The organism is Isoptericola sp. F-RaC21 (assembly GCF_038593535.1).
Classification (GTDB): domain Bacteria; phylum Actinomycetota; class Actinomycetes; order Actinomycetales; family Cellulomonadaceae; genus Isoptericola.
The window spans coordinates 169171-194731 of record NZ_JBCFYX010000003.1; the positions used below are offsets into that span (position 1 = coordinate 169171).

General features: G+C 75.3%; 20 protein-coding genes. 14 read left to right on the plus strand and 6 right to left on the minus strand.

All coding sequences use genetic code 11. The features are described 5' to 3' along the window. The first annotated feature begins 4 nt into the window (after nucleotides 1-4). The 5 genes from AAG589_RS11340 (at nucleotide 5) to AAG589_RS11360 (ending at nucleotide 4469) form a co-directional block, all read left to right on the plus strand. Nucleotides 5-781 (plus strand): hypothetical protein, encoded by a 777-nt coding sequence (locus AAG589_RS11340; RefSeq protein ID WP_430567364.1) that lies wholly within the window; start codon nucleotides 5-7, stop codon nucleotides 779-781. 125 nt (nucleotides 782-906) lie between these two features. Beyond that, nucleotides 907-1890 (plus strand): ABC transporter ATP-binding protein, encoded by a 984-nt coding sequence (locus AAG589_RS11345; protein WP_430567365.1) that lies wholly within the window; start codon nucleotides 907-909, stop codon nucleotides 1888-1890. After that, on the plus strand, nucleotides 1887-2693 hold the full coding sequence (locus AAG589_RS11350) for an ABC transporter permease (protein WP_430567366.1): 807 nt from the start codon (nucleotides 1887-1889) through the stop codon (nucleotides 2691-2693). The genes AAG589_RS11345 and AAG589_RS11350 overlap by 4 nt, the downstream gene beginning before the upstream one ends. A 79-nt stretch (nucleotides 2694-2772) precedes the next feature. Beyond that, the gene (locus tag AAG589_RS11355; protein ID WP_430567367.1) at nucleotides 2773-3741 is read left to right on the plus strand and encodes a bile acid:sodium symporter family protein; all 969 of its coding nucleotides are present in this window, start codon (nucleotides 2773-2775) and stop codon (nucleotides 3739-3741) included. Next, entirely contained in the window at nucleotides 3738-4469 is a 732-nt protein-coding gene (locus tag AAG589_RS11360) for a glutamine amidotransferase (protein WP_430567368.1), read from the plus strand. The genes AAG589_RS11355 and AAG589_RS11360 overlap by 4 nt, the downstream gene beginning before the upstream one ends. Before the next feature lie 63 nt (nucleotides 4470-4532). On the opposite strand, the gene AAG589_RS11365 is transcribed toward AAG589_RS11360, so the two are convergent. From AAG589_RS11365 to AAG589_RS11380, 4 genes are all read right to left on the minus strand, one after another. Continuing rightward, entirely contained in the window at nucleotides 4533-6854 is a 2322-nt protein-coding gene (locus AAG589_RS11365; RefSeq protein WP_430567369.1) for an immune inhibitor A domain-containing protein, read from the minus strand. A 167-nt stretch (nucleotides 6855-7021) separates the two neighbouring features. Further along, the gene (locus AAG589_RS11370) at nucleotides 7022-7408 is read right to left on the minus strand and encodes a DUF5655 domain-containing protein (RefSeq protein ID WP_430567370.1); all 387 of its coding nucleotides are present in this window, start codon (nucleotides 7406-7408) and stop codon (nucleotides 7022-7024) included. 20 nt (nucleotides 7409-7428) lie between these two features. Next, the gene (locus AAG589_RS11375) at nucleotides 7429-7926 is read right to left on the minus strand and encodes an NUDIX hydrolase (protein WP_430567371.1); all 498 of its coding nucleotides are present in this window, start codon (nucleotides 7924-7926) and stop codon (nucleotides 7429-7431) included. 33 nt (nucleotides 7927-7959) lie between these two features. Then, a complete protein-coding gene (locus AAG589_RS11380; RefSeq protein ID WP_430567372.1) occupies nucleotides 7960-8742 on the minus strand; it encodes an SDR family oxidoreductase in 783 nt (260 codons plus the stop codon). A gap of 451 nt (nucleotides 8743-9193) precedes the next feature. On the opposite strand from AAG589_RS11380, the gene AAG589_RS11385 reads away from it, so the two are divergent. The 3 genes from AAG589_RS11385 to AAG589_RS11395 all read left to right on the plus strand — a co-directional run bounded on the left by AAG589_RS11385 (nucleotide 9194) and on the right by AAG589_RS11395 (nucleotide 13107). Continuing rightward, nucleotides 9194-10261: a 3-deoxy-7-phosphoheptulonate synthase gene (locus tag AAG589_RS11385; RefSeq protein ID WP_430567373.1), complete on the plus strand. Its 1068-nt coding sequence runs from the start codon at nucleotides 9194-9196 to the stop codon at nucleotides 10259-10261. A 267-nt stretch (nucleotides 10262-10528) separates the two neighbouring features. After that, nucleotides 10529-12517: a LamG-like jellyroll fold domain-containing protein gene (locus AAG589_RS11390; RefSeq protein ID WP_430567374.1), complete on the plus strand. Its 1989-nt coding sequence runs from the start codon at nucleotides 10529-10531 to the stop codon at nucleotides 12515-12517. Further along, on the plus strand, nucleotides 12514-13107 hold the full coding sequence (locus tag AAG589_RS11395) for a hypothetical protein (RefSeq protein ID WP_430567375.1): 594 nt from the start codon (nucleotides 12514-12516) through the stop codon (nucleotides 13105-13107). The genes AAG589_RS11390 and AAG589_RS11395 overlap by 4 nt, the downstream gene beginning before the upstream one ends. 15 nt (nucleotides 13108-13122) lie before the next feature. Here the strand turns inward: AAG589_RS11395 and AAG589_RS11400 are convergent, their stop codons facing one another. Beyond that, nucleotides 13123-14508 carry a DUF4232 domain-containing protein gene (locus AAG589_RS11400; protein ID WP_430567376.1) on the minus strand — a complete coding sequence of 462 codons (1386 nt, stop codon included), beginning with the start codon at nucleotides 14506-14508 and terminating at the stop codon, nucleotides 13123-13125. Between the two features lie 139 nt (nucleotides 14509-14647). Here AAG589_RS11400 and AAG589_RS11405 point away from each other — a divergent pair, with 139 nt between their 5' ends. Genes AAG589_RS11405 through AAG589_RS11430 form a run of 6 tightly spaced genes read left to right on the plus strand, consistent with a single transcriptional unit; the run spans nucleotide 14648 to nucleotide 24323 of the window. After that, complete coding sequence (locus AAG589_RS11405; RefSeq protein ID WP_430567377.1) at nucleotides 14648-15940, plus strand: glycosyltransferase family protein; 1293 nt, start codon at nucleotides 14648-14650, stop codon at nucleotides 15938-15940. After that, on the plus strand, nucleotides 15927-17210 hold the full coding sequence (locus tag AAG589_RS11410; protein ID WP_430567378.1) for a glycosyltransferase family 4 protein: 1284 nt from the start codon (nucleotides 15927-15929) through the stop codon (nucleotides 17208-17210). Before AAG589_RS11405 ends, AAG589_RS11410 begins: the two co-directional genes overlap by 14 nt. Then, a complete protein-coding gene (locus AAG589_RS11415) occupies nucleotides 17207-18610 on the plus strand; it encodes a glycosyltransferase family 4 protein (RefSeq protein WP_430567379.1) in 1404 nt (467 codons plus the stop codon). The genes AAG589_RS11410 and AAG589_RS11415 overlap by 4 nt, the downstream gene beginning before the upstream one ends. Next, on the plus strand, nucleotides 18603-20462 hold the full coding sequence (locus AAG589_RS11420; RefSeq protein ID WP_430567380.1) for an ABC transporter ATP-binding protein: 1860 nt from the start codon (nucleotides 18603-18605) through the stop codon (nucleotides 20460-20462). Before AAG589_RS11415 ends, AAG589_RS11420 begins: the two co-directional genes overlap by 8 nt. Next, complete coding sequence (locus AAG589_RS11425) at nucleotides 20452-22929, plus strand: hypothetical protein (protein ID WP_430567381.1); 2478 nt, start codon at nucleotides 20452-20454, stop codon at nucleotides 22927-22929. The genes AAG589_RS11420 and AAG589_RS11425 overlap by 11 nt, the downstream gene beginning before the upstream one ends. Next, nucleotides 22926-24323, plus strand: coding sequence for a UDP-glucose dehydrogenase family protein (locus AAG589_RS11430; protein WP_430567382.1), 1398 nt, complete (start codon nucleotides 22926-22928; stop codon nucleotides 24321-24323). Before AAG589_RS11425 ends, AAG589_RS11430 begins: the two co-directional genes overlap by 4 nt. On the opposite strand, the gene AAG589_RS11435 is transcribed toward AAG589_RS11430, so the two are convergent. Continuing rightward, on the minus strand, nucleotides 24313-25560 hold the full coding sequence (locus tag AAG589_RS11435) for an NAD(P)/FAD-dependent oxidoreductase (RefSeq protein WP_430567383.1): 1248 nt from the start codon (nucleotides 25558-25560) through the stop codon (nucleotides 24313-24315). The genes AAG589_RS11430 and AAG589_RS11435 overlap by 11 nt on opposite strands. Nucleotide 25561 lies beyond the last annotated feature (1 nt).

Here is a 25561-nt window from a genome sequence, read left to right on the forward strand (position 1 = left end):
TGCCATGACGACGTCCACGACGACCGCCGCTCCGGCGCGGCGCGCTCCGGCGCGGCGCGCACCGGCCGCGGCCGCGACCGCCGCCGCCCGGAACCGGTTCGTCCGCACCCTGACGGTGGGGGGCACCTGGTTCTGGGGCTGCTGGGCCGCGCTGGTCCTCGCCCTGCCGCTCGCCGTCGAGCGCTGGGGCGGCGAGGCCGACGGGCTCACCTACGACGCGGCGGGCGACCCCGCGCGCTGGGTCCCGTTCGCGATCGGCATCGTCCTGACCGCGGGCCTGCTCACGGTGCACCTCTCGGCCGGCGGCACCCGGCGGTCGTTCCTCGGCGGCGGCGCCCGGGCCGGCGCCCTCGTCGGGGTCGGGTTCGGGGTGCTGGTCGTCCTGCTCACCCTCGCCGAGGAGCGCCTCTACACGTCGCTCGACCGCCCGTGGCAGGGCTCGGCCACACCGCTCGGCCTCGACACCCCCGTGGGGGTCGGCGTCACGGTGGTGGGCGAGACGTTCGTCGTCGTGACGTACCTGCTCGTCGGGGTGGCGGTGGGCGCCGGGTACCGGCGGCTCGGGGCGTGGCGCGGCACGTTGCTCGTGGTGCCGCTGCTCGTTCCCTGCGCCCTCGTCGACCTGGTGACCCGGACCGGCATCTTCGGCATCCCGCTGCGCGGCGGCTACGACCACGTCGCCCTCGGCGCCGTCCTCACCGTCGTCGGCGGGGCCGCGGCGGCCGCGCTCGCTGCGGCCGTCGCGCACCGGATGCTGCGCGACGTCCCGCTGCGCCCCTGACCTCGTCCCTGGCCCCGCCCGTCCGCCCCGCCCTCGACCCGGGCGGTGTCCGGGTGCCGGAACCGCCGGCTCCCTACCCACCAGAACATCCGAAGCAGACCCACCGATCAGGAAGGAGGCCCGCCATGGCCGCTCCCATCGTGGAGGTGACGAACCTCCGCAAGACGTACGGACCGAAGGTCGCGGTGGACGACGTGTCGTTCGCCGTCCAGCCCGGCGAGATCTTCGGCATCCTCGGCCCCAACGGAGCCGGGAAGACCACGACCGTCGAGACGCTCGCCGGCCTGCGCACCGCCGACGGCGGCGCCGTGCGGGTGCGCGGCATCGACACGCAGCGCAACCCCGGCGCCGTCAGGGACATCCTGGGTGTCCAGCTCCAGGAGGCGACGCTGCACGACAAGATCACCGTGGGGGAGGCGCTGCGGCTGTTCGCCGGGTTCTACGAGCACCCCGCCGACCCGGACGAGCTCCTCGACCTGCTCGACCTCACCGAGCACGCCGACAAGCAGTTCGCGAAGCTCTCCGGCGGCCAGAAGCAGCGGCTGTCCATCGCGCTCGCGCTGGTCGGCAGCCCGGAGGTCGCCATCCTCGACGAGCTCACCACCGGGCTCGACCCGCAGGCGCGGCGCGCCACCTGGGAGCTCGTCGAGCGGGTGCGCGCCACCGGCGTGACGATCCTGCTGGTCACGCACTTCATGGAGGAGGCCGAGCGGCTCTGCGACCGGCTCGTCGTCATCGACGCCGGGCGCGTCGTCGCCGAGGGCACTCCCGCCGCGCTCATCGACGGCCTGGAGGGTGGCCGCAGCGTGGTCGTGAGGTTCGCGCCCCAGGACGTGGAGCGCGGGCGTCGTGAGCTCGCCGTCCTCGCCGACCGGGACGCCGAGGTCGAGGGCGTCGCGGCCGTCGACGGGTCCGACGTCGAGCTCGCGGTCACGGGCACCCGCCGGGTGCTGTTCTCGCTGGTCCCGGCGCTCGCCGCCGCCGACCTCGTGCCCGACGACGTCCGCACCGTCTCCCGGTCGCTCGAGGACGTGTTCCTTGCCGTCACCGGTCGCACCTACGACCCCGAGTCCCCGTCCACCCCCGTCACCGAAGGAGCCCGGTCATGACCACCGCCGTCGCCACCAGCCCCGCGCGGACGACCCGCCGCTGGCGCGGGTTCGGGCCGCTGTTGCGCATCGAGAGCCGCGTGTGGCTGCGCGACTTCGGGTCCGTGTTCTTCGGGATCCTCTTTCCGTCGATCATCCTGCTCGGCGTCGGGTTCGCCATCCCCGGGATGCGGGAGCCGATCACCGACGCCCCGCCGGACTCGATCTGGTACGGCGTGACGCCGATCGCGACCTACCTGCCCACGGTGCTCGCCATGGCGGTCGGCACGCTCGCCGTGATGTCGCTGCCCGTCACGTTCGCGACCTTCCGCGACAAGGGGGTGCTGCAGCGGCTGTCCACGACGCCGATGCGTCCGCAGAGCCTCATCGTCGTGCACCTGGTCATCAACGTCGTGACGACGCTCGTCGGGGTCGCTCTCGCCCTCGTCGTGGCGCAGCTCGCGTTCGGCGTCGTGCGCCCTACCCAGCTCGGGGTCGTCGTCCTCGCGTTCGCGCTGGGGATGCTGTCGATGTTCTCCCTCGGCATGCTCCTGTCCGCCGTGGTGAACAAGCCCTCGACCGCCAACGCGGTCGGGTCGCTGGTCTACTTCCCGCTGCTGTTCCTGTCGGGGCTGTGGACGCCCGGCCCGATCATGCCGGACGCCATCCGGCAGGTCGGCCAGTTCACCCCGATGGGCGCCGCGGCGCAGGCCATGGACACCGGCTGGTTCGGGGACGGGTTCCCGCTGCTGCAGTGCATCGTCATGGTGGCGTGGACCGTGGTGCTGCTGCCGCTCGCGGCGCGGCTGTTCCGCTGGACGTGACCGGCGCTGGTCGAGCCTGTCGAAACCCGGTCACCGGGTCTCGACAGGCTCGACCAGCGGTTCGGTATCGTGCCGGGTCATGCGCAGAGTTGCAGAGCTCGTGGGTCAGTGGTTCGCCGTGCTCGTCCTGCTCGGCGCGGTCGCCGGGCTCGCCGCCCCGGACACGTTCGCCCCGCTGGCGGCCCACGTGCCGCTGCTGCTCGGCATCATCATGTTCGGCATGGGGCTGACCCTGACGGGTCAGGACTTCGCGCTCGTCGCGAAGCGCCCCGTGGCCGTCGTCATCGGCGTGGTCGCCCAGTTCACGATCATGCCCCTGCTGGCGTGGGCGATCGGGCACCTGTTCGGGCTCGAGGGCGAGGCGATGATCGGCATGATCCTCGTCGGCTCCGCGCCGGGCGGCACGGCGTCGAACGTCATCGTCTACCTCGCCAAGGGCGACACCGCCCTGTCGGTCGCGCTCACGACGGTCTCGACGCTCCTGGCCCCGCTGCTCACCCCGGCCCTCGTGCTCTGGCTGGCGGGCACCGACCTGGACGTCACCTACGGCGACCTCGTGTCGTCGATCGCCCAGGTGGTGCTGTTCCCCGTGATCGCCGGGCTCCTGGTGCGCACGTTCGCGGGGCGGATCGTCGAGCGCTACCTGCTGCCGTACCTGCCGCTGGTGTCGGTGCTCGGGATCGTCGTGGTCGTGGCCGGGATCGTCGGGGCCAACGCCGACGCCGTCCGGAGCACGGGCCTGCTGGTCGCCCTCGCCGTCGTCGTGCACAACTGCGCCGGGCTGCTGCTCGGGTACGGCGCGGCCGCCGCCGTCCGGTTCGACGAGCCCGCCCGCCGGGCGGTGAGCGTCGAGGTGGGGATGCAGAACTCCGGCCTGGCGGCCAGCCTCGCCACGACGTACTTCAGCCCGGCGGCCGCGCTGCCCGCGGCGCTGTTCTCGGTGTGGCACAACGTCTCCGGGTCGATCCTGGCGTCGTACTGGGCGCGCCGTCCGGTGACGACCGACGACCGGCGTGCGGCGCAGGGGGCGTCTAGCCTGCACCCGTGAGGCCGTTCCTGTTCCTCGGGACCCGCGCGGAGGACGTCGCGGCCGACGGCGAGTACGCGGCGGTGCTGCGCTACTCCGGGCTGGCGCCGGCGTCCCTGCGGCGGGTGCGCCTGGAGCGCGAGCCCATGCCGCGCGTCGACCCGGACGAGCTGTCCGGCGTCATCGTCGGCGGCGGACCGTTCAACTCGAGCGACCCCGACGACGAGAAGTCGGCCGTGCAGCACCGCGTGGAGCGGGAGATGGCCGCCCTGCTCGACGACCTCGTGGAGCGCGACTTCCCGTTCCTCGGCGCCTGCTACGGCGTCGGCACGCTCGGCACCCACCAGGGCGGCGTCGTCGACCGCACGTACGCCGAGCCGGTCGGGCCGGCCGAGATCGAGCTGACCCCCGAGGGCCTCGCGGACCCGCTGCTCGCCGGCGTCTCCCCGCGCTTCACCGCCTACCTGGGGCACAAGGAGGCGGTGCGCGAGCTGCCGCCGTCGGCCACCCTGCTCGCCCGCTCCGCCGACGCCCCCGTGCAGATGTTCCGCGTGCGCCGGAACCTCTACGCCACCCAGTTCCACCCCGAGCTGGACCTGGCCGGCATCGAGCAGCGGGTGGAGGTCTACCGGACCTACGGGTACTTCCCGCCCGAGGAGGGGAGGCGCATCGTCGCGCGCTCCCGCGAGCACCGCGTCACCGAGCCGATGAAGATCCTGCAGAACTTCGTGTCCCGCTACGCCCGCTGACGCTGTTCGCTGGTTGAGCCTGTCGAAACCCGGTGTCGACAGGCTCAACCAGCGAGGGGTGGATCAGCCCTTCGTGCGCGGCGTGGTGACGTCCACCGTCATCACACCGTTCTTGCCGTTGACGGCCTTGACCTTGATCTTCGTGCCCGTGCCGCCGACGACGACCGAACCGCCGGGGTTCGTCTCGTCGTAGTAGGCGTTCGGGTCGGTGTCGTCGAAGACGTTCTCCGCCTTCTCCTTCCAGGTGCGCAGCGTCGTCATGCCCGCCTCGGTCTCCCGGTGCAGGGTGAACGCGTCGGACTTGCCGAGGCCGAACGTCGCGTCGAACGCCTGGATGCGGTTGCGGGCGACCGTGCCGTCCGACCACCGCAGGGCCTGCGCGTTCGCGTCGACCGGCAGGGCCTGCCCGCCGCCCGGGTGCTGCGACGTGTTGTTGTCGCCGTAGAAGCTGTTCGCGTACCAGACCAGCAGGCCGTCCTGGTAGGGGAAGTGCTCCACGGTGTTCGGCTTCGACGCGGTCCAGCCGAAGTTGTACGGCCCGGTCTTCAGGGTCCTGTCGTAGCCGGCGTACTGCCGGTTCTCGGCCACGTAGTAGTGCGAGTACTCCACCTCGTACGTGCCGTCCGCGCCGATGACGTGGAAGCCGTCGTTCGTCCAGCCCTCGAACCCGTCGGTGAAGTCCTCGGTCAGCGCGTCGCCCACGGCCACGTCGTCCACCATGAAGCCCGGGCGGTTGAGGCCGCCGTCGCTCTGGTAGCGGAACCGGAGCTGGGCGTCCTGGCCGGCGAGGTCGGCGAGGTCGGCGGTGAGGTCCACCCACTTCTTGCCGGAGTCCCCGGAGATTCCGCCCTTCGCGTCGGCGTCCGAGAGGTTGGTCGTCAGGGACGTCCAGCTGGACCCACCGTCGGTGGAGACGTCGACGAACGCGTGGTCGTAGCCCGCCTCGATGTCGTACTGGACCTTGGCGGTCAGCGCCGCCCCGTCGGGCACGGTGAACGACGGCGACGTGAGCGTGTAGTTCGCGTTGCTGCCGGTGCCGGAGTAGGCGAACTGCCCGTCGTGCGGGTCGACGCCGAGGTCGACGTCCTTGACCCCGTCGGGCAGGTTGACCACGACCGCCTGCGGCTTCGTCGTCGCGTGGTACGACGGGCCGAGCTTGACCGTGGCGCGCTCGCCCTGGTCGACCGTGGTGTAGTCGAGCCAGCCGAGGAACATCTTCTCGGTGGCGCCCATGTGGTTCGGCGTCGTGCCGATGGTGCCGTCGCCGTGGCCGAGCCACGAGCCGGCGCTCATGAGGTTCCAGAAGGCGGTGCCGTTCTCGCCGCCCTCCGTGTCGTAGTAGTCCGGCAGCCCGAGGTCGTGGCCGAACTCGTGCGCGAAGACGCCGAGCCCGCCGTTCTCCGGCTCCGTCGTGTAGTCGCGGATCCAGACGTCCGAGTCGCCGATCTTGATGCCGCCGACCTTCTCGTAGCCCGTCGGGCCGTCGGCGCCGAGCGGGTTGACCGCCCAGCGGTGCGACCAGATGGCCGACTCCGGGGCGCCGGCCTCCTCGCCCTCGCCCGCGTGGATCGCCTGGAAGTGGTCGATGTAGCCGTCGGGCTCGTCGAAGATGCCGTCGCCGTCCGCGTCGTAGCGGTCCCAGACGTCGAACGACTTCAGGTACTCGTCGATCTCCGCGGCCGTCTTGCCCTGCGCGACCTGATCGGCGTACCAGGCGTCGGCGGAGTCCTGCACGAACCGCGTCATGTCCTTGTTCGACTCGGTCTGCCCGTACGACGCCGAGTTGTAGGGGACGGTCACCCAGTCGGACACGTCGCCCTGCAGGTCGAAGCGCCCCGACGACATCTCGTCGTAGACGCCGGCGAACGACTCCCCGTTCTGGTCCTCCAGCCCGGTGAAGAACATCTCCTCGTAGTGCTCCTGGGAGAAGTCGGGCTCCCAGTAGGTGGAGTTGTCGCTGCGCGTGGGCTCGGGGATCTCGTTGCGGACCGGCCCGGCGGGCGCGTCGGGGAACCGTCCCTCAGGGTCGGCCTTGTCGCCGAACTGGACCAGGAACGTCAGCAGCTGCGCCGTCTGCTCGGTCTCGTACTCGACCCACTGGTTCTTGCCGACCTTCACCGACTTCGACGTGTGGGCGCCCTTGCCCAGCGTCTGCACGGTGGCGTCGCCCATGGCGACGCGGTCGACGGCTTCCTGCTTGAGCGCGGTGCGCTTCTCGGCCAGCGGGTCGGGCCGGTCGTCCTCCTTGACGTGCGCCGCGGGGTCGGACGGTGGGGCGTCGGCCGCGGGCGCCGAGGACGCCGACGCGGCGATGCCGGGGGCGAGGACGGCGGCGGTCAGCAGGGCTCCCGCTGCGCCGAACGCGCTCGTGGTGCGTGCTCTCACGGTTTTTCCTCCAGGGGTGTCGGAGCGACCCGGCCGTGGTGGGCCGGGCACCGTCGTGCCGGGGCGCGTCGGTGCGCCCGAGCAAACTGTGGCGGGGCACACATAACCACCTTCAGGTTTCACCCGCGCGACGAACAGGGCACGGTCGCCCACCGGGCGGGTCGTCCTCAGCCCGCGGCGTCGTACGCCTCGCGCGCCCAGGCGGCGATCTCGTCGTCGAGCTCGCCCGGGTCGTGCACCTCCACGTGGTGCGTCCACGTGCCCGACGTCGGGTGCACGACCTGCTTCACGCGCGGGGAGCTCACCTCGCGCTCGAGGACGAACGAGACGACGGCGGGCACGTCGACGTGGTCGCGCAGCCCCACCCACGGCGGCCACACGAACGCGAAGCCGCGGCGGCGGCGGAACGCGACCTGCGTCCTGGTGGTGCGCGTCTCGACGTCGTCGCCCGCGACCTCGGCGACGACGTCCGCGAACCTCCGGCAGATCGCCAGGCCCGCGGGGGAGTGCGCGAACAGCTCCTCGGGGGTGGACGGCGTGGCGGGGGTCGGCACGAGGTTCTCCTCTCGGACGGTCAGCGCACGAAGTGCGGTGCCCCCGAGCCGGTGGCCAGCCAGCCGAGGGCGTGGCCGACGCGCTCCGCGGACGAGGGGGCGAGGTCCGCGGGCACGTCGTCGGGGGCGAACCAGGCGACGTCGGTGGACTCGTCGTCGGCGACGTGCGCCCGGGCGGCGGACCCCGGGCTCGCGGGCCGGCACAGGAAGCACAGGTCGAGGTACTGGGAGCGGTCGCCGTTCGGGTACTCGACGGGCGGCGTGACCGTCACGGCGACCAGCGCGTCGACCACGACGTCGACCCCCGTCTCCTCGAGCACCTCGCGGGCCAGCCCGACGGCGGGGTCCTCGCCCGGCTCGAGGATGCCGGACACCACCGCCCACAGGCCGTTGTCGGAGCGCCGGCCGAGCAGCAGCCGGCCGTCGTCGTCGAGCACGACGGCGGACACGCCCGGCAGCCACAGCAGGTCGTGGCCGAGGTGGGAGCGCAGGGCGGCGACGAAGTCGGGCACGGGCATGCCGTCGAGACTACGGCGGTCCGGAGCCGGCCGTCAGGCGACGAGCGACTGGCCCCCGTCGACGAACACCTCGGTGCCCGTGACGTGGTCGGCCGCGTCGGACACGAGGTAGGCGATGGTCGCCGCCACCTGTGCCGCCACCCCCGGCTGCTCGCCCGTGAGCGGGATCTGCCCCTCGGGGAACTCCGCGGGCACGCCGAGGTCGTCGGTGCGGCGCTGCTCGGTGTTGTCGTCGATCTCGGTGTCGATGGCGCCCGGGCACACGGAGTTGACCCGCACGCCGCGCGGTCCGAGCTCGACGGCGGCCATCCGCGCGAAGGCGACCTGGCCGGCTTTGCTGGTCGCATAGGCCGAGGCTCCGGAGTTGCTGAACGTGCGGGTGCCGTTGATCGACGAGACCACGACCACCGCGCCGCCCTGCCGCACGAGCAGCGGCACCGCGAACCGCACCGTGTGGAACGTGCCGGTGAGGTTCGTGGCGATCGTGTCGGACCACTCCTGCGGCGCCAGCTCGTCGAGCGGGGCCCAGACGCCGTTGACGCCGGCGTTGGCGACGACGACGTCGAGCCGCCCGAGCTCCCGCTCGACCCGGCCGACCGCCTCGCGCACGGCACCGGCGTCCGCGACGTCCGCCGAGACGGGGAGCGCGGCGCCGCCGCCGCGGCGGATCTCGTCGGCGACGTCGTCGGCGCTCTCCTGGCTGTGCCCGAGCGGGACCACGGTGGCCCCCTCGCGGGCGAGCAGCGCCGCCGTGGCGCGCCCGATACCCGACCCCGCGCCCGTGACCAGCGCGACCTTGCCCTCCAGGCTCTGCATCGTCGTCCTCCTCCGTGCTCGACCGGCTCGACGCCTCGACGCTAGGGACGGCGCCGGATGCTCGCGCGCCGGATGTCGCGCCAGCGGACCGGATGCTGGACGGGGTGGACGTGAGCGGGAAGCCGACGTACCGTCGTCGCCGTGGACATCCGTTGGTATTGGCGCTTTACGCCGGCTCCGGTAGGGGCTCGGCGGGCTGACGCCTGACCGACACCACCTCCACCGGAGCCAGCACAGGGCCTGGGACGCATCGTGCGTCCGGGCCCTTCGTCGTCAGACGGGCCGCTCCGGTCGGGCACTTGACCACGGTTCGACGACGACGCCGAGCCTCCGCCCGACCGCCCCGCCGCCGACACTCCAGGAGCCCGCGATGAGCACCGCCACCAGCGCCACCACCGACCGCACCGCCCGCCCTGCGCCGTCCGAACCCGGCCGGCCGCATACTGACCTGATGGCAGAGACCTCCGACCTGCGGGTCCGCGCGCTCGACCCGCTGCCCGCGCCCGGCGTCATGCGGGCGGAGCTGCCGCTCGGCACCCCGCGCAGCGACCTCGTCACGACGTCCCGCCGCGAGGTGCGCGACGTCCTGCGCGGCGAGGACGACCGGCTGCTCGTCATCGTCGGCCCCTGCTCGGTGCACGACCCGGCGGCCGCGCTCGACTACGCCCGCCGGCTGGCGCCGGTGGCGCGGGAGCTGTCCGACGACCTGGTCGTCGTGATGCGCGTGTACTTCGAGAAGCCGCGCACCACGGTGGGCTGGAAGGGCCTCATCAACGACCCGCACCTGGACGGCTCGCACGACGTGCACCACGGTCTCCGCCTGGCGCGCGAGGTGCTGCTGGGCGTGCTCGACGCGGGTGTGCCCGCCGCGTGCGAGTTCCTGGAGCCCACCAGCCCGCAGTACATCGCCGACGCGGTGACGTGGGGCGCGATCGGGGCGCGCAACGCGGAGTCGCAGGTGCACCGGCAGCTCGCGTCGGGCCTGTCGATGCCGGTCGGCTTCAAGAACGCGACCGACGGCGACGTGCAGATCGCCGTCGACGGCTGCATCACGGCGGCGAGCGAGCACACCTTCTTCGGGGCGGACGCGCAGGGGCGGGCGGCCGCCGTCGAGACGACCGGCAACCCGGACTGCCACGTCATCCTGCGCGGCGGGCGGGGCGGCCCGAACTACTCCGCGAAGGACGTGACGGAAGCCCTGGCGGTGGCGCGCACGTCCGGCCTCGGCGGGGCCGTGGAGGCGGGCGTCGTCGTGGACGCGTCGCACGGCAACTCCGGCAAGGACCACGTGCGCCAGGCCGAGGTGGTGCGCGAGCTCGCCGCGCGCCTGGCCGACGGCGACCGCGACGTCACCGGGCTGATGATGGAGAGCTTCCTCGTCGCGGGCGCCCAGAAGCCCGGCCCGCTTGACGGGCTCGTCTACGGCCAGTCCGTCACCGACTCGTGCCTGGACTGGGACACCACGGCCGACCTGCTCGGCACGCTGGCCGCCGCCGTCCGCGCGCGGCGCGACGCCTGACGGCCGCTACCGTCACCGCGACCGTCCCTGTCGGTCAGGAATCACCCGCGGACTCCTACCGACAGGGACGCTCGTGGCGGGCCTGGTCCGTGGTGCCAGCCGGCCGGCCGCCGAAGCGAGCCGGCCGAGCCCTGCCGGGTGGGTGAAATCTCGGCCGGGGTGTTCGCCCGGGCGACCGGACCCGCTAGGTTCTCGTCGGACTTGTCCGGGATGGGCGGGTCGTGGCGGTCCGGCCCGGGGCGCCTGGTACGACGAACGGTGGACAACGTGGTTCGACGTCGGCTGCTTGCCGCGCTGGCCCTGGCGGGCCTGCTGGTGACCGGGGGGCTCTCGACGGCAGCAGCGTCGCCGCCCGCCGGCGACGTGCCGGTCGCCGGCTCGACGGTCGCGCAGGGCGATGCGGTGGTGCTCGAGTCCGGGCCCCGCGCACGGACGGCGCTGCGCAGCGGCGCCCCGGCGAGCACGGCGGGCTTCTCCTTCGACGGGGACCGGTTCGTCGGCCGGTGCACGGGCGAGGGCGGCAGGGGCTGCCCCGCCCGCGGCGTGCAGCGGGTGGCCTACGACTTCGGCGACGTCGGTGACCCGGCGGCTCTCGCCGACGGGGTGCTGGTGTCCGCGACCCTCTCGGTGCCCGTGGGCCGGGACCAGCGGTGCGGGGTCCGCGACGTACGGGTGCATGCCGTCCCGGAGGTCACCCGGCGGACGACCTGGGCCGGTTCCGCGTCGGCATGGCGCGACACGGGCGCGGGCCTTGCCGACGCCGGGTGCGGCGGTGACCGCCGCGTCGCGGTCGACGTCACCCGGGCCGTCGGCCAGGCCGTGCAGGCCGGGCGCCCGCTCGCCTTCGGTCTCGCCGCGGCGGACGAGGACTGCCGGAGGTGCGGACGCGCGGCCTTCGGCCCCGACGCCACCCTCACCGTCGAGCTGCGGGCGACGGACGTCGTCGTCGCCCTCGGGACCAGGAACCCGGAGACGCGCTGCATCGTGGGCGACGACCGCCCGGCGGTCCGTACGACGACCCCGACCCTGGCCGCCGAACTCTCCAACGAGCGGACGCCGTTCCCGACGTCGATGAGCGCGGTGTTCGCCGTCCGGGACCTCTCGACCGGGGACGAGCTGTGGCGCTCCGCCCCCACGTCCAGACTGGCGTCGGGGTCGACGCACACCGTGCGCGTGCCGGCGGGGGTGCTCGCAGAGGGCGGCACGTACGCCTGGTCCGCGCAGGCGGTGCGCCCGGGCGGCGGGCTCACCGCGCCGGTCGGCTGCGAGCTGACCGTCGACGTGACAGCGCCCGGCGAGGTCGTCGTCAGCCCCGTCGAGGGCTACCCGGCCGTCTATCTCGAGGACCAGGCCGCAGGCGGTGTCGGGGTGACGGGCGGGTTCCGGTTCACCGTGACCGGCTCGGACGACGTGGCGTACGTGCGCTACTCGTTCCTGGGTGGCGCCCTGACGGATCAGGCACGGCCCGGGGAGGTCGTGGAGCTCACGCCGCAGTCGGCCGGGTCGACCGTCCTGCACGCCCAGGCCGTGGACGGCGCCGGGAACGTGGGCCCGGTCCGCACGTACCGGTTCGTCGTCGCGTACCCCGTGGCCCGCGGTGGCACGTGGTGGTTCGACGAGCTCTCGGGGACGACGGCGGCCAACACCCTCACGAGCGACCATGCGCTCACCCTGTCGGGCGACGACCTGTGGACGCCCGGCCCGTGGGGGATGCCGGACGACGGCGCCCTGGTCTTCGATGCGGAGACCGACGTCGCAGCCACGGACGGGACCGTCGTCGACCCGACGGGCAACGTCACGGTGGCGGCGTTCGTCCGGCCGGACGCCGACGGCGCCGCCGCGACCGTGGTCGCGCAGGGCGGGGAGGGGCGCACGGGCTTCGCGCTGGGCACGGTGGCGGACGACTCCTGCGCCTCGCAGACGGGCACGTGCTGGGCGTTCTCCGTGGGATCGGGCGACGGCACGACCGCCGCGACCGCGGTCTCCGACGTCGCTCCCGTGCCCGGGAGCTGGACCTTCCTGGTCGGGATGCGCAGCGCGGGGAGCGGCACCGTGGAGCTGTGGACGTGCCCGCTCGAGGGCTGGGGCGACATCGCCTGGACGGGCCTCGCGGCAGCGCCGCCCCTGACCAGCGCCCCCGCGGGGCACCTCACCGTCGGGGGAGGCACCTGGCGCGGTGCCGTGGACGGGGTCCGGGTCCTCGACTCGGTCCAGGACGTGTCCAAGCTCCGTCGGTGGTGCACGGGAGCGCGGTGAGGCACCGTTCGACCCGGCTCGTCGCCGGCGCGCTGACCCTGCTGGTCGCAGCCGGCGCCGGGTGGTGGGCGCTGTCGGCGACCGCCGAGGTGCAGCCGGGGTCGTTCGAGTCGGGGAGCACCGGCCACCCGGACGAGTGCGCCTTCCCCGACGACGACCTCTGGGCGCTCTTCGCCCGGGACGAGGAGGTCGTCGCCATGCTGACGGTCCGCAGCGACTCCCGGTGGCCGGTCGAGGTGACGAGCCTGCGGCCGGAGGCCTTCCGGTTCGACCGCCGCGTCGTCGGGCCCGAGGACGGGTTCACGTTCCACGATCCCTCCGACGGGCCGCCGCCCGAGGCGGAGACCGCGGCGCGGGTCGTCATCCCTCCGGGGAGCGAGGCCGCGTTGTGGATCCTCTCCCCTGTGGACGACGGGGTCCCCGTCGGGCCGGGCGCCCGCGTCGGCGTGAGCCAGGCGCCGGTGCAGGTCCGGTCGCTCGGGATCGCGCGGGACACGGCGATCGACTTCCGCAGGAGCCTCTGGATCAGCGGGGCCGACGGCGACTCCGCCGAGTTCCGCAGCCAGGTCGAGGGGCTCTGCGCGAGGTGACCTGGCCGGCGGTGCTCACGACCATCCCTCCGCCGCCTGGACCCACGGGCCGACGCGCACCTCGGCGCCGTCGAGCACGTCCAGCCCGGGGTACTCCGGTGTCAGGGAGACGGTGCCAGCGCCGGGAACGGGGACGACGTCGACGGTCGTGGTGACGTCGGGGTCGTTGGCCGTCGACATGGCCTGCCACTGCACCGTGGCCAGCGCCGTGTCGCCGGCGGGCACCACGACGCGGCCCGGCACGACGCCGGGTGCCGACGGCTCCACCGTGACGTCGTGCTGCGGCTCGCCGTCGGCGTTCCGGAACGCGAGCTCGGGCACGCCGTCCAGGGCGCACGGCCGCCCCGACACGTTCTCGGCCCGCACGGCCAGGTACCGGCTGCCGGCCGCGGCGTCCGGCGCGCCGAGCGTCAGACGCAGGTCCTTGCCGCCGCACGCGGGGGCGTCGTCGTCCTCCGGCCACGGGTCGGCGCCGACGGGCAGCGGCACCGTGTGCTCCTCTGGCGCGGGCGGCGCCGTCCCCGCGACCCAGCCGGCGACGCTCGACCCGTAGCCGGGCTCCCACAGGGTGTACGCGAGGGGCGCGCCGGCGGCGGTGCGCCGCGGGTCGTCCAGCCAGCGGGTCAGCGCGTCCGCCTCGGTCGACGTCGCCGGCCCGGTCAGATGGACGTCGAGGCCCAGGACGACGCCGTCGGCCACGACCACGCCGTCCGGGACCTGCGCGCTGACGGAGACCGACGCGACGCCCGGACGCGCGGCCGTCTCGGCGGCGAGCCGCGCGACTGCCGGGTCGGGCACCCGGCCGGACGTGTCGTACTGCAGGGCGCCGTCGGCCGTGCGCAGGGAGGCCGCGATCTCGTGGTCGGCCGCGGTCCGCGCGAGCCGGACGAGCGCGGCACCGTCCGGCGCGTCGGCGCTGGGACCGCTGACCCGCTCGGCGCCCGCCCGCCACAGCACGAAGGCGTCCGCGACCGCGGTCGCGTCGCCGTCCTCGCCTACCGACGCGGTCAGCGGGTACACCTCGACGCCGTGCACGGTCCGTGGCTCGCCGGCCCGGACCGTCGTGGTGCGGGACAGCGTGCGCACGCTGTCGACCCGCGCCGCCGCGACGGCGCGGTCCGCCCGTGACGCCGCGGCGCTCGCCGACTCGGGGGAGAGCCCGTCGTCGAGCACGACGTCGAACGTGGCCCGCGCGACGTCGCCGTCCTTCGCGTCGCGCAGGGTCACCTCGTAGCCGGAGACCTCCGCGGAGACGACGCCGGGGACGGCGGCGGCCTGGCGGGCGGCCGCGCGCAGCGCGTCGGGCACCGGGTCCCAGGGGCGCCAGGCGACGACGAGGGTCGCGAGCGCGGCGGCCACGATCAGGGCGCTCACCAGCACGGACGTGCGTCGTCGGGTCACGACGGGAGCGTGCCAGACCCCGGGGGCGGGTGAGCGGCGGACCTGGGCGTGCTCTGTGCAGATGCTGCGCGGTTCCGGATGAGAACCCCCTCATGGTCGCCTCATCCGTGACTCAGGCAACCTCCGCAGGGTTGCCAGGGTGCGACAGATATCAGCGGTCGACCCCGAGCTCCCGCCCCGGCGCCGGGTCGCGTTCTACTCCCACGACACGCAGGGCCTCGGCCACGTGCGGCGCACGTCGCTGCTGGCGCGCGCCGTGGTGGACGCCGACCCGGACACCGACGTCCTGCTCCTCTCCGGCGCGCGGGAGGCGACCAGCCTGCCGCTGCCGGAGCGCACGGAGGTCGTGACGCTGCCGCGCGTCGGCAAGGACCCGGACCGCGGTTACGGCCCGCGCACCTGGGGCGGCACGCTCGACGACGTCGTCCACGTCCGCGCGGGCGTGCTCGACGGCGCGCTCGCCGCGTTCCGGCCCGACGTGCTGGTGGTGGACAAGGTGCCGCTCGGCGTCGGCGGCGAGCTGCTGCCCGCGCTGCGGCGGCTGCGGGCCGAGGGCGGCACGGCGTGCGTGCTCGGCCTGCGCGACGTGCTCGACACGCCCGAGGTCGCCGTCCGCGAGTGGCGCGAGCAGCGCAGCACCTCCGTCATCGAGCAGTTCTTCGACGAGGTGTGGGTGTACGGCGACGCGCGGGTCTACGACCCGCTGACCGAGTACGCCCTGCCGGAGCACGTCGCCGCGAGGACGGTGTTTACCGGATACCTCGGTCGCGGTCGCGCGTCCACGACCTCCACCGGATACCTCGGTCGCGGTCGCGCCACGGCGCCGGCCCCCGCCGAGGCCGGCGTGCCCTACGCCCTCTGCCTGGTGGGCGGCGGGCAGGACGGCGCGGAGCTCGCCGAGGCGTTCGCCGCCGCGACGCTGCCCGCGGGCCACCGGGGGGTGCTCGTCACCGGGCCCTACCTGCCGGGGGCGACGCGCGACCGGCTGCACGCCGTCGCCGCCGGACGCGACGACCTCGAGGTGCACGCGTTCGTGCGCGACGTCGTCCCGCTCGTCGAGGGTGCGGCCGCCGTCGTGACCATGGGCGGCTACAACTCCGTGTGCGAGCTGCTGGCGTCCGGCCGGCCCGGCCTCGTCGTGCCGCGCACGCACCCCCGCGCCGAGCAGCTCGTGCGGGCCTGCCGGCTCGCCGACCTCGGGCTGCTCGACGTCCTCGTCGGCGCGATCACCCCCGAGCGCGTCGGCGCCTGGCTCGCCCGCACCGCCGCGGGCGACGCGCCTCGCCGCCCTGAGGTCGACGCCGACCTCGACGGGCTGTCGCGCGTGCCAGAGCTCGTCGACCGGCTCATGGACGGGCTCGTCGCCCGGTCCGCGACCGCCACCCCGCACCCGCAGGACCAGCAGGAGGAGGAGCACCGTGCCACGGCATGACATCACCGCCCTGACGACCGGCCCGACCCTCGGGACCACCGGGCCAGCCCCGCGGGTCGGCTACGTGACCAAGATGTACCCGCGCTTCTCGGAGACGTTCATCGTCAACGAGGTGCGCGGCCTGGAGCGCCGCGGCGTGGAGATCGAGATCTTCTCGCTGCGCGCCCCCGTCGACACCCGGTTCCACGCCGCGCTGGCCGACGTCGCCGCGCCGGTGCGGTTCGTGCCCCGCGCCGCCCGCGCGGCGGACGCCTGGTCGGCGCTCGCGCGGGCCCACGACCGCCTCGACCTGCGCGCCCTGCCCGCCGCCGTGCTCGCGGACCTGCTCGCCGCCGATCCGGAGGACGCCGTGCAGGCGCTGTGGGTGGCGACGGCCGCGCACGACGCCGGCCTGACCCACCTGCACGCGCACTTCGGCTCGGTCGCGACGACGGTCGCGCGGCTCGCGGCCGCCGTGCTCGGCATCGGGTACACGTTCACCGCGCACGCCAAGGACATCTTCCACGAGTCGGTGGACCCCGCCGACCTGCGGGTCAAGCTCGCCGACGCCCGCGCGGTCGTCACGGTGAGCGACCACAACCTGCGCCACCTGCGCGACACCTACGGGGCCGCCGCGGACGCCGTCGTGCGTGTGTACAACGGGCTCGACCTCGACGAGTACGCCCGCGCGACGGCGTCGCGGCGGCCCGGGCGCGTGTGCGCCGTCGGGCGCCTCGTGGAGAAGAAGGGCTTCGGCGACCTCCTCGACGCGCTGGCGCTCCTCGTCGCGGACGGCCGCGACGTGCACCTCGACCTCGTCGGGTCCGGACCGCAGGAGGCCGAGCTGCGCGACCGCACGACGGTGCTGGGACTGGACGGGCACGTCACCTTCCACGGCCCGCTCCCGCAGGACCGGGTGCGCGACGTCGTCGCGCGCGCCGCCGTCTTCGCCGCGCCGTGCGTGCTCGGCGCCGACGGCAACCGCGACGGCCTGCCCACCGTGCTGCTGGAGGCGATGGCCCTCGGCACGCCCGTCGTGTCGACGCCGGTCACCGGCATCCCCGAGGCGGTGCGCGACGGCGGGACGGGCCGGCTCGTGCCGCCCGGCGACGTCACCGCCCTCGCCGCCGCGATCGCCGGGCTGCTCGACGACGAGCGGGAGGCCGCCCGCCTCGCCGACGGCGCGCGCGCCCTGATCGAGGCGGAGTTCGACGTCGTGGGCACGTCCCGGCGCCTGCTGGACGTGCTGGAGACCGCGGCGGCCCCCGCCGCTGAGGGGAGGGCGGCATGAGGGTCGCGTACGTGAGCTCCGACCCGGGTGTCCCGGTGTTCGGCCGCAAGGGCTCGTCCGTGCACGTGCAGGCCGTGCTGCGCGAGCTGGTGCGCGGCGGCGCGGAGGTGCACGTCGTCACGACGCGCCCCGGCGGGGACACGCCCGCCGACCTGGCGGACGTCGTCGTGCACGAGGTCGCGGTAGCGCCCACCGGGTCGACGGCGGAGCGCGAGGTCGCGCTGCGAGAGGCCGACGCCCAGGTGGACGGCGTCCTTGCGGGGATCGCCGCCGGCGGGGGCCTCGACCTCCTGTACGAGCGCTACTCCCTCTGGGGCACTGCCGCGACGGCCTGGGCGAGCGACGCCGGGGTGCCCAGCGTGCTCGAGGTGAACGCACCGCTCGTGGTCGAGCAGCGCACCCACCGCGAGCTGGTCGACGAAGCCGGCGCCGAGCGCTGCGCCCGCGCGGCCATCGGCGCCGCCACCGCCGTCGTGGCCGTCAGCGGGCCCGTCGCGGCCTGGGCGGCCGACCGCGCGGGCGGGCACCCGGAGAAGGTGCACGTGCTGTCGAACGGCGTGGACACGGGGCGGATCGTTCCGGCGGCGGACCGGTGCGGGGGCCGGCGCGACCTGACGGACTCTTCGCGCGGACGCGTTCACGGGCGCCAGGGCGCCCTCCACTTCGGGAGGGATACGTCCGCGCGAAGAGTCCGTCAGGTCGCGCCGGCGTTCACCGTGCTGTTCGTCGGAACTCTGAAGCCTTGGCACGGGCTCGACGTGCTGGTCGACGCCTTCGCAGGGCTGCGTGCGCGCGTCCCCGGGGCCCGGCTGTTGCTGGTCGGCGACGGGCCCGGCCGCGGCGACGTCCTCGCCCTCGCGCACGAGCGCGGCGTCGAGGGCGCGGTGCGCGCCACCGGAGCGGTGCGGCCCGCCGACGTCGTCCGGCATCTGCACGACGCGGACGTCGCCGTCGCGCCCTATCCGCCGCTCGACGACTTCTACTTCTCGCCGCTCAAGGTGTACGAGTACCTCGCCGCCGGGCTGCCGGTCGTCGCGAGCGCGGTCGGGGAGCTGCCCGACACGTTGGAGCACGGCGACGCCGGGGTGCTCGTGCCGCCTGGCGACGCCGACGCGCTCGCCGACGCTCTCGTCGCCCTCGCGCACGACGCCGACCGTCGCGCCACGCTCGGCGCGCGGGCCCGGGAGGTCGCCGTGGAGCGGCACGACTGGTCCGTCGTCGTGCGCCGGGCCCTCGGGTTCGCGGGCGTCCCGTGGGCGGAGCCTGTCGACACCCCGGTGGCCGAACCTACGAACCGGGTTTCGACAGGCTCAACCAACGAGACCCGGGTTTCGACGGGCTCAACCAGCGAGGACCGGGTTTCGACAAGTTCAACCACCGGCGGTGGTCGTCATGGCTGACACCGCCGCCGCCGGCGTCGGCACCGCGAACCGGTACAAGCCGCGCACGATGCGGGAGGCGGGCCGCTCGTTCCGGCGGTTCTGGCCGCACCTGCGCCACCACGTGCGCCCGGAGCGCCGGTTGTTCGTGCTGGGCAGCCTGGCGATGCTCGCCGAGGTGGGGATGCGGCTGCTGGAGCCGTGGCCGCTGAAGTACGTGGTGGACGGCATCGTCGCCGCCACGGGCTCGACGGCGGCCGGGCCGGAACCCGCGAACCTGCCCGCGCTCATCCTGCTCGCGGCGGGGTCGCTGCTCGTGATCGTGCTGCTGCGGGCGGGTGCGGCGTACGCGTCCACGGTCTGCTTCTCCCTGGCGGGCAACCGGGTGCTCACGGGGGTGCGCGCCGACGTGTTCGCGCACCTGCAGCGGCTGTCGCTGCGCTTCCACGACGGGTCGACGACGGGCGACCTGGTCACCCGCCTCACCAGCGACGTCACCCGCCTCAAGGAGGTGTCGGTGACGGCGATGCTGCCGATGATCGGCAACGTCGTGACGCTCGTCGGCATGGTGGTCGTCGTCGCGGTGCTCGACCCGCTGCTGGCGCTGGTCATGGTGGTGGTGCTGCCGGTCTTCCTGCTCACCAGCGCCCGCCTGTCCCGCACCATCCGGAAGGTCTCGCGCGACCAGCGCAAGGCCGAGGGCCAGCTCGCGTCGCTCGCGACGGAGACGCTGGGCGCGGTGCAGGTCGTGCAGGCGTACGCGCTCGAGGACCGGATGGGCGGCCGCTTCGCGCGGTCGAACTCGTCGTCGCTGCGCGAGGGCGTCCGGGCCAAGCGGCTGTCGGCCGGGCTGGAGCGCTCCACCGACGTGCTCGTGGGCGTCGCGACCGCCGTCGTGCTGTTCGTCGGCGCGCAGCGGGTGCTCGACGGCGCGCTGACGCCCGGCGAGCTCACCGTGTTCCTCACCTACCTCAAGGCGGCCTTCAAGCCGATGCGCGACATCGCGAAGTACACCGGCCGCATCGCGCAGGCCGGGGCGTCGGGGGAGCGCGTCGTCGAGGTGCTCGAGTCCCGCCCCGAGGTGACCGACGCGAGCTGGGCGCGGCCGATCGGCCGGGCCCTGGGCGACGTGCGGTTCGAGGGCGTCTGGTTCTCCTACGTGCCCGGGCACCCCGTCCTGCGCGGGCTCGACCTGGCGGTGCGGCCGGGGGAGCGGGTCGCGGTCGTGGGCGCGTCCGGGGCCGGGAAGTCGAGCCTGGTCTCCCTGATCTCGCGCCTGCGCGACCCCGACGCGGGCGTGGTCCGGATCGACGGGCACGACCTGCGGAACCTCACGCTGGACAGCGTGCGGCGGTCCGTCGCCGTCGTGCTGCAGGAGAGCGTGCTGTTCCACGGCACCGTCCGCGAGAACATCACCGCCGCGGTGCCCGGCGCCACCGACGAGCAGGTCGAGCGCGCCGCCCGCGTGGCCGGGGCGCACGACTTCGTCCTCGCGCTGCCGGACGGCTACGACACGGTCGTGGGGGAGCGGGGCGGCACCCTCTCCGGCGGCCAGCGGCAGCGGATCGCCATCGCGCGCGCCGCGATGCTCGACGCGCCGGTCGTCGTGCTCGACGAGGCTCTCACCGGCCTGGACGAGCAGACCGAGCACGAGGTCGTCGACGCCCTCGGACGGCTCACCCGGGGGCGCACCACGTTCGTCATCACGCACGACCTGGACGCGGCCCGCGACTGCGAGCGCGTGGTGCGGCTCGACGGCGGCCGCGTCGTCGCATCCGGCCCGCCCGCCGCCGTCCTCGGCGACGGCCCCGACCTGCCGGCGACACCCGCGTCGCCGCTGACCCCGGAGGAGGTGGCGTCCCGTGGCGCCTGACCTGATGCTCGACCGCGCCCGCCCCCTGACCCTGCGGGACGTCGCCGCCGCCGACCCCGCGATTCCCGCCCTGGGCGACGTCCTCGACCTCGATCGCCTGGCCGCGCGCCTCGCAGCCGCCATGGGCGTGCCGGGACGGGTCACGCGGCCGTACCTGCGGTACAAGCCGGGCACGAGCGTCGTGCTGGCATGCCGGTGGGCCGCCGGGGACGCCGGCCCGCGCGACGTCCTCGTGCGTGCCTACGCCGGCCATGCCCGCACCAAGCTGGCCAAGGGCCTCGACCCGCGCCGCCCCGACGAGGTGCTGCTGCTTGACCCGGACGCCGCGCTGGTCGTCACCGACTGGTGCGCCGACCGGCAGCTCCCCGGGACGCGCGACGTCGCGGCGCTCGCGGCGGACGCCGTCGGGCGGCCGGCGGGGTGGCGGCTGCTGCGCCACAACCCCGAGCGTCGCGCGGTGCTGCACGCCGCCGGCCCGGGCGGCGAGGCGGTGGTGCGGCTGGTGCGGCCCGACGCCGTCGCGCGCGCCGCCCGGGGGTACGCGCTGCTGGGCGCGGCGGCAGCCGCCGCCGCGCTGCGGGCGCCGAGGCTGCGCGCCGTCGACGCCGACCGCGGCGTGCTCGTCACGGACTGGGTGCCCGGCGAGCCGCTCGACCGGCTCGACGACGCCGGCTCGCTCGACGACGCCGGCTCGCTCGACGACGCCGGCTCGCTCGACGACGCCGCGCTCCGCGAGGTCGGCGCCCTCGCCGCCGCGCTGCACGGCGCCCGGCCGGCCGGGACAGACCTGCCCCCGCGCCCGGACGGCGCCGTCCCGCTGCACGGCGACCTGTCCCTCGACCAGCTGGTGCGCACGCCGGCCGGCGAGCTGTGCCTCGTCGACGCGGATGCCGCCCGCTGGGGCCGGCCGGCCGAGGACCTCGGATCGTTCGCCGCCGCGCTCGTGCGGGCGCACGCCGACGCCGACGTCGCGGCGGAGCGGCTCGCCGCCGTCCTCGACGGCTACGCGGCGGGCGGTGGCACGGTCGGGGAGCCGGAGCTGCTCGCCGCCGTCGCCGAGCACCTGCGGCGTCGCGCCACCGAGCCGTTCCGGCGGCTGGAGGACGGCTGGGCGGCAACCTCCGCCGCGCTCCGCGCGCTCGCCGACGACCTCGAGGGCGGCCGCGGCGGCGCGCTGGGCGCCGTGATCACGGCCGGCCGACGCGGCGGGGCGCGCGCAGGGGACCGGTCCGGACGGTGGCAGGGGTGGCTCGCCCGGCCGGAACGTGCGGCGGCGGAGGCCGCCGGGCGCGCGCCCTGGATCCGCACGGCGCCGGTCGCCGAGGCGCTGGCCGACGCGCTCGCGGCGGAGGGCCACACCCTGCGCGCGGTGCTGCCGCGGTCGGCCGACCGCCTGCTCGTCGTCGGCACGGACCGTGGCGGCGCCGTGCTCGCCGGGCGTTGGGACGCCGGGCCGGCCGCCCCGCCCGCCCGCGGGGCAGGGGCGCGCACGGACGGGGACCCCGCGCACGCGCGCGGACCCGTGCCGGTCGCCGGCGGCGCCCTCGTGCTGCAGCCCGACGGCGCGGACCCGTGCCTGCCCGGCCTGGGCGCCCGCGTTCGCGGCGGCGCGTCCCTCGTCGCCCACCGTTCGGGCCGGCGCGGCGTGGTGCGCGACCCGTCCGGGACGTACACGAAGGTGACGCGCCCGGGCCACGAGCCCGCAGACGTCGCCGTGCCCCCGGCGGCGTTCGCCACCCCGGAGGTCGTGGACCGCGGCGACGGGTTCGTGACCACCGCTCCGCTGCCCGGGCGCACGCTGCACGAGCTGCTGCGCGACCCCACCACGCCGGACGCCGTGCTCGACGCCGCGGCACGGGCGGTCGGCCGCGGGCTGCGGAGGGTGCAGGGCGCGCCGTCGCCCGACGTCGCCGAGCACGACGCCGACGCCGAGGTCGCGGTCGTCGCCCGCTGGTGGCGGCTGGCCGCCGCCCACGGCGCGACGACGGCGGCGGACGCGGACGCCGTCGTCCGGCGGGTGCGTGTCGCGCTCGACGCCGCGCCGGCGGCGGATCCGGTGCTCACGCACCGCGACCTGCACGACAAGCAGCTGCTGGTCGACTCCGTCGGCGACCGCGTCCAGGTGGGCCTGCTCGACCTGGACCTCGCCGCCCTCGCGCACCCGGCGCTCGACCTGGCGAACCTGCTCGTGCACCTCGAGCTGCGCGCCCACCAGGGCGTCTGCCCGCCCGAGAGCGCTGCCCGCACCGCCCGTGCCGTCCTTCGCGGATACGACGCTGACGGCACCGCGGCCGACACCGCGGCCGACCCGGCCGCGCTGCGCGCGTGGGCCGTCGCCGCCCGGGCGCGCCTCGCCGCGGTGTACGCCTTCCGACCCGCGCCCGGCGACGTGCCCGGCGCGCTCCTGACCGACCTCGAGCGGCCCCTGCCGTCCGAGCCCGCCCTGCTCACCCTGGAGGACCGATGACGCACGCCACCACGACCACCGCCGCAGCCACCGTCCCCACCGACGTCTCGCCGGAGCCCACCCGCGTCACCGTGATCGGCACGGGCTACCTGGGCGCCACGCACGCCGCGTGCCTGGCCGAGCTGGGCTACGACGTGCTCGGCCTGGACACCGACCCGGCCAAGATCGCCGACCTGGCCGCGGGGCGGCTGCCGTTCTACGAGCCCGGGCTGGCGGAGCTCGTCGAGCGGCACACCGCCACCGGGCGGCTGCGGTTCACGACCGACCCCGCGGACGCGGCGGCGTTCGCCGACCTGCACTTCGTGTGCGTCGGGACGCCGCAGCGCCGCGACTCGATGGCGGCGGACACGAGCCACGTCGAGGCCGCCGTGGCCACGCTCGTGCCGCACCTGCGCGGCGACGCGCTGCTCGTCGGCAAGTCCACCGTGCCGGTCGGCACGGCCGCCGGCCTGCAGGCCCTCACGGACCGTCTCGCGCCCGCCGGCGTCGAGGTCGGCGTCGCGTGGAACCCGGAGTTCCTGCGCGAGGGACGTGCCGTCGAGGACACGCTGCGCCCCGACCGGATCGTCGTCGGCGTCACCGACCCGCGGCACGAGAAGGCGCTGCGCGAGCTGTACGCGCCGGTGGTCGACGCCGGGGTGCCCTTCCTCGTCACCGACCTGGCCACGTCCGAGCTGGTCAAGGTGGCCGCGAACGCGTTCCTCGCCACGAAGATCTCGTTCGCCAACGCGATCGCCGAGCTGTGCGACGCGGCGGGCGGCGACGTCGTCGCGCTGACCGACGCGATCGGGCACGACGCCCGCATCGGGCACCAGTTCCTGTCCGCGGGGCTCGGCTTCGGCGGCGGCTGCCTGCCCAAGGACATCCGCGCGCTGATGGCGCGGGCGGGCGAGCTCGGGGTCGACGAGGCCCTGACGTTCCTGCGCGAGGTCGACACCATCAACATGCGGCGCCGGTCGCGCACCGTCGCGCTGGCCGTCGACGAGTGCGGCGGCAGCGTGCTCGGGCGGCGCATCGCCGTCCTGGGCGCGGCGTTCAAGCCCGGGACCGACGACGTGCGCGACTCGCCCGCGCTCAACGTCGCCGCCCAGCTGCAGCTGCAGGGCGCGCACGTGCGCGTGCACGACCCGCGCGCCAACGCCACGGCGGCCCGCACCTTCCCCACCCTGGGCTACGCGGACACCGTCGAGGACGCCGTCACGGGCGCCGACCTGGTGCTGCACCTCACCGAGTGGGAGGAGTTCCGCGCCCTCGACCCGGCGGCCCTCGAGCCTGCACGCCGCGTCGTCGTCGACGGCCGCAACGCGCTCGATGCCGACCGCTGGGCCGCCGCCGGCTGGCGGGTGCGCGCCCTGGGCCGCCCCGCCGTCGGGCCGGCGACGGTCAGCCCGTGAACGCCTCCAGCTCGGCGCGGGGGACCTGCCGGCCCGAGCGGATGAGCTCCTCGACGTCGTCCATGCGGTCCCACACGTTGACGGCCATGCCGGCCTGCACCTCGCCGTCGCGCACCCAGAAGGCGATGAGCTCGCGGTCGTCGACCGAGCCGCTGATCACCACCTCGGTGTCGCCGGCACGCGGGTCGACGAACCCCTTGTACTCCATGCCGACGTCGTACTGGTCGCTGAAGAAGTAGGGGAGGACGTCGTAGGTGGCCTCGTCGCCGAGCATCGCACGGCCGGCGTGGGAACCCGTGTCCTGCGCCACCGCCCAGTGCTCCACGCGCAGCGGGCGGCCGTAGTGCGGGGAAGGGACGGAGGCGATGTCGCCGGCGGCGAAGACGTCGGGGGCGGAGGTGCGCAGCGTGCCGTCCACGGCGATCCCGCCGCCGAGGTCGCGCGAGCGCAGCTCGATCCCCGCGGCCGACGCGATGCCGACGTTGGGCGTCACGCCCACGCCCATCACCACGAGGTCGGCCTCGAGGTGCGTGCCGTCGGCCAGCTCGACGCCGTTCACCCGGCCCGACTCCCCGGTGAACGCGACGACGTCGCCGCGGTGGCGGACGACGCCGCGCTCGTCGTGCACCTTTCCGTACAGGGCGCCGAGCTCCGGGCCGAGCGGGGCCTGCAGGGGGTGCTCGGTCTGGCCGACGAGGCAGACGTCCAGGCCGAGCATCCGCGCGGACGCCGCCACCTCGGTGCCGATCCAGCCGTCGCCGACGACGACGATCTTGCCCTCGCCCTCGAGCGACGCGGGCAGCAGCCAGCCCGCGAGCAGGTCGGCGTCGTCGACCGTCCGCAGCGTGTGCACGCCGATGAGGCTGCGCCCCGGCACCTGGAGCGCACGCGGCGTGGAGCCGGTCGCGAGCAGCAGCGTCGAGTAGCCGAGCGTGGAACCGTCGGCGAACGTCACCTCGTGGTCGGCCGGCGCCAGGTCGACGACGGTGGTCAGGGTGCGCAGGTCGATGGCGTGGTCGTCCCACCACCCGGCCCGCAGCGGGTAGATGACGTCGGGCTCCGCCTGCCCGCGCAGGTAGTCCTTCGACAGCGGCGGGCGCTCGTAGGGCCGGTGCCCCTCGTTGGTGACGACGACGACGTCGACGTCGGGGTCCTGCTCGCGCACGGCCTCGACGGCCCGGGCGGCGGCCAGGCCTCCGCCGACGACGAGGACGGGTGCGGTGGACGACGCGGGCATG

Coding starts and splice junctions, on each gene's coding strand:
- AAG589_RS11340 (WP_430567364.1), top strand. CDS start 5: ATGACGACGTCCACGACGACCGCCGCTCCGGCGCGGCGCGCTCCGGCG.
- AAG589_RS11345 (WP_430567365.1), top strand. CDS start 907: ATGGCCGCTCCCATCGTGGAGGTGACGAACCTCCGCAAGACGTACGGA.
- AAG589_RS11350 (WP_430567366.1), top strand. CDS start 1,887: ATGACCACCGCCGTCGCCACCAGCCCCGCGCGGACGACCCGCCGCTGG.
- AAG589_RS11355 (WP_430567367.1), top strand. CDS start 2,773: ATGCGCAGAGTTGCAGAGCTCGTGGGTCAGTGGTTCGCCGTGCTCGTC.
- AAG589_RS11375 (WP_430567371.1), bottom strand. CDS start 7,926: ATGCCCGTGCCCGACTTCGTCGCCGCCCTGCGCTCCCACCTCGGCCAC.
- AAG589_RS11380 (WP_430567372.1), bottom strand. CDS start 8,742: ATGCAGAGCCTGGAGGGCAAGGTCGCGCTGGTCACGGGCGCGGGGTCG.
- AAG589_RS11385 (WP_430567373.1), top strand. CDS start 9,194: ATGGCAGAGACCTCCGACCTGCGGGTCCGCGCGCTCGACCCGCTGCCC.
- AAG589_RS11415 (WP_430567379.1), top strand. CDS start 17,207: ATGAGGGTCGCGTACGTGAGCTCCGACCCGGGTGTCCCGGTGTTCGGC.
- AAG589_RS11420 (WP_430567380.1), top strand. CDS start 18,603: ATGGCTGACACCGCCGCCGCCGGCGTCGGCACCGCGAACCGGTACAAG.
- AAG589_RS11430 (WP_430567382.1), top strand. CDS start 22,926: ATGACGCACGCCACCACGACCACCGCCGCAGCCACCGTCCCCACCGAC.
- AAG589_RS11435 (WP_430567383.1), bottom strand. CDS start 25,560: ATGCCCGCGTCGTCCACCGCACCCGTCCTCGTCGTCGGCGGAGGCCTG.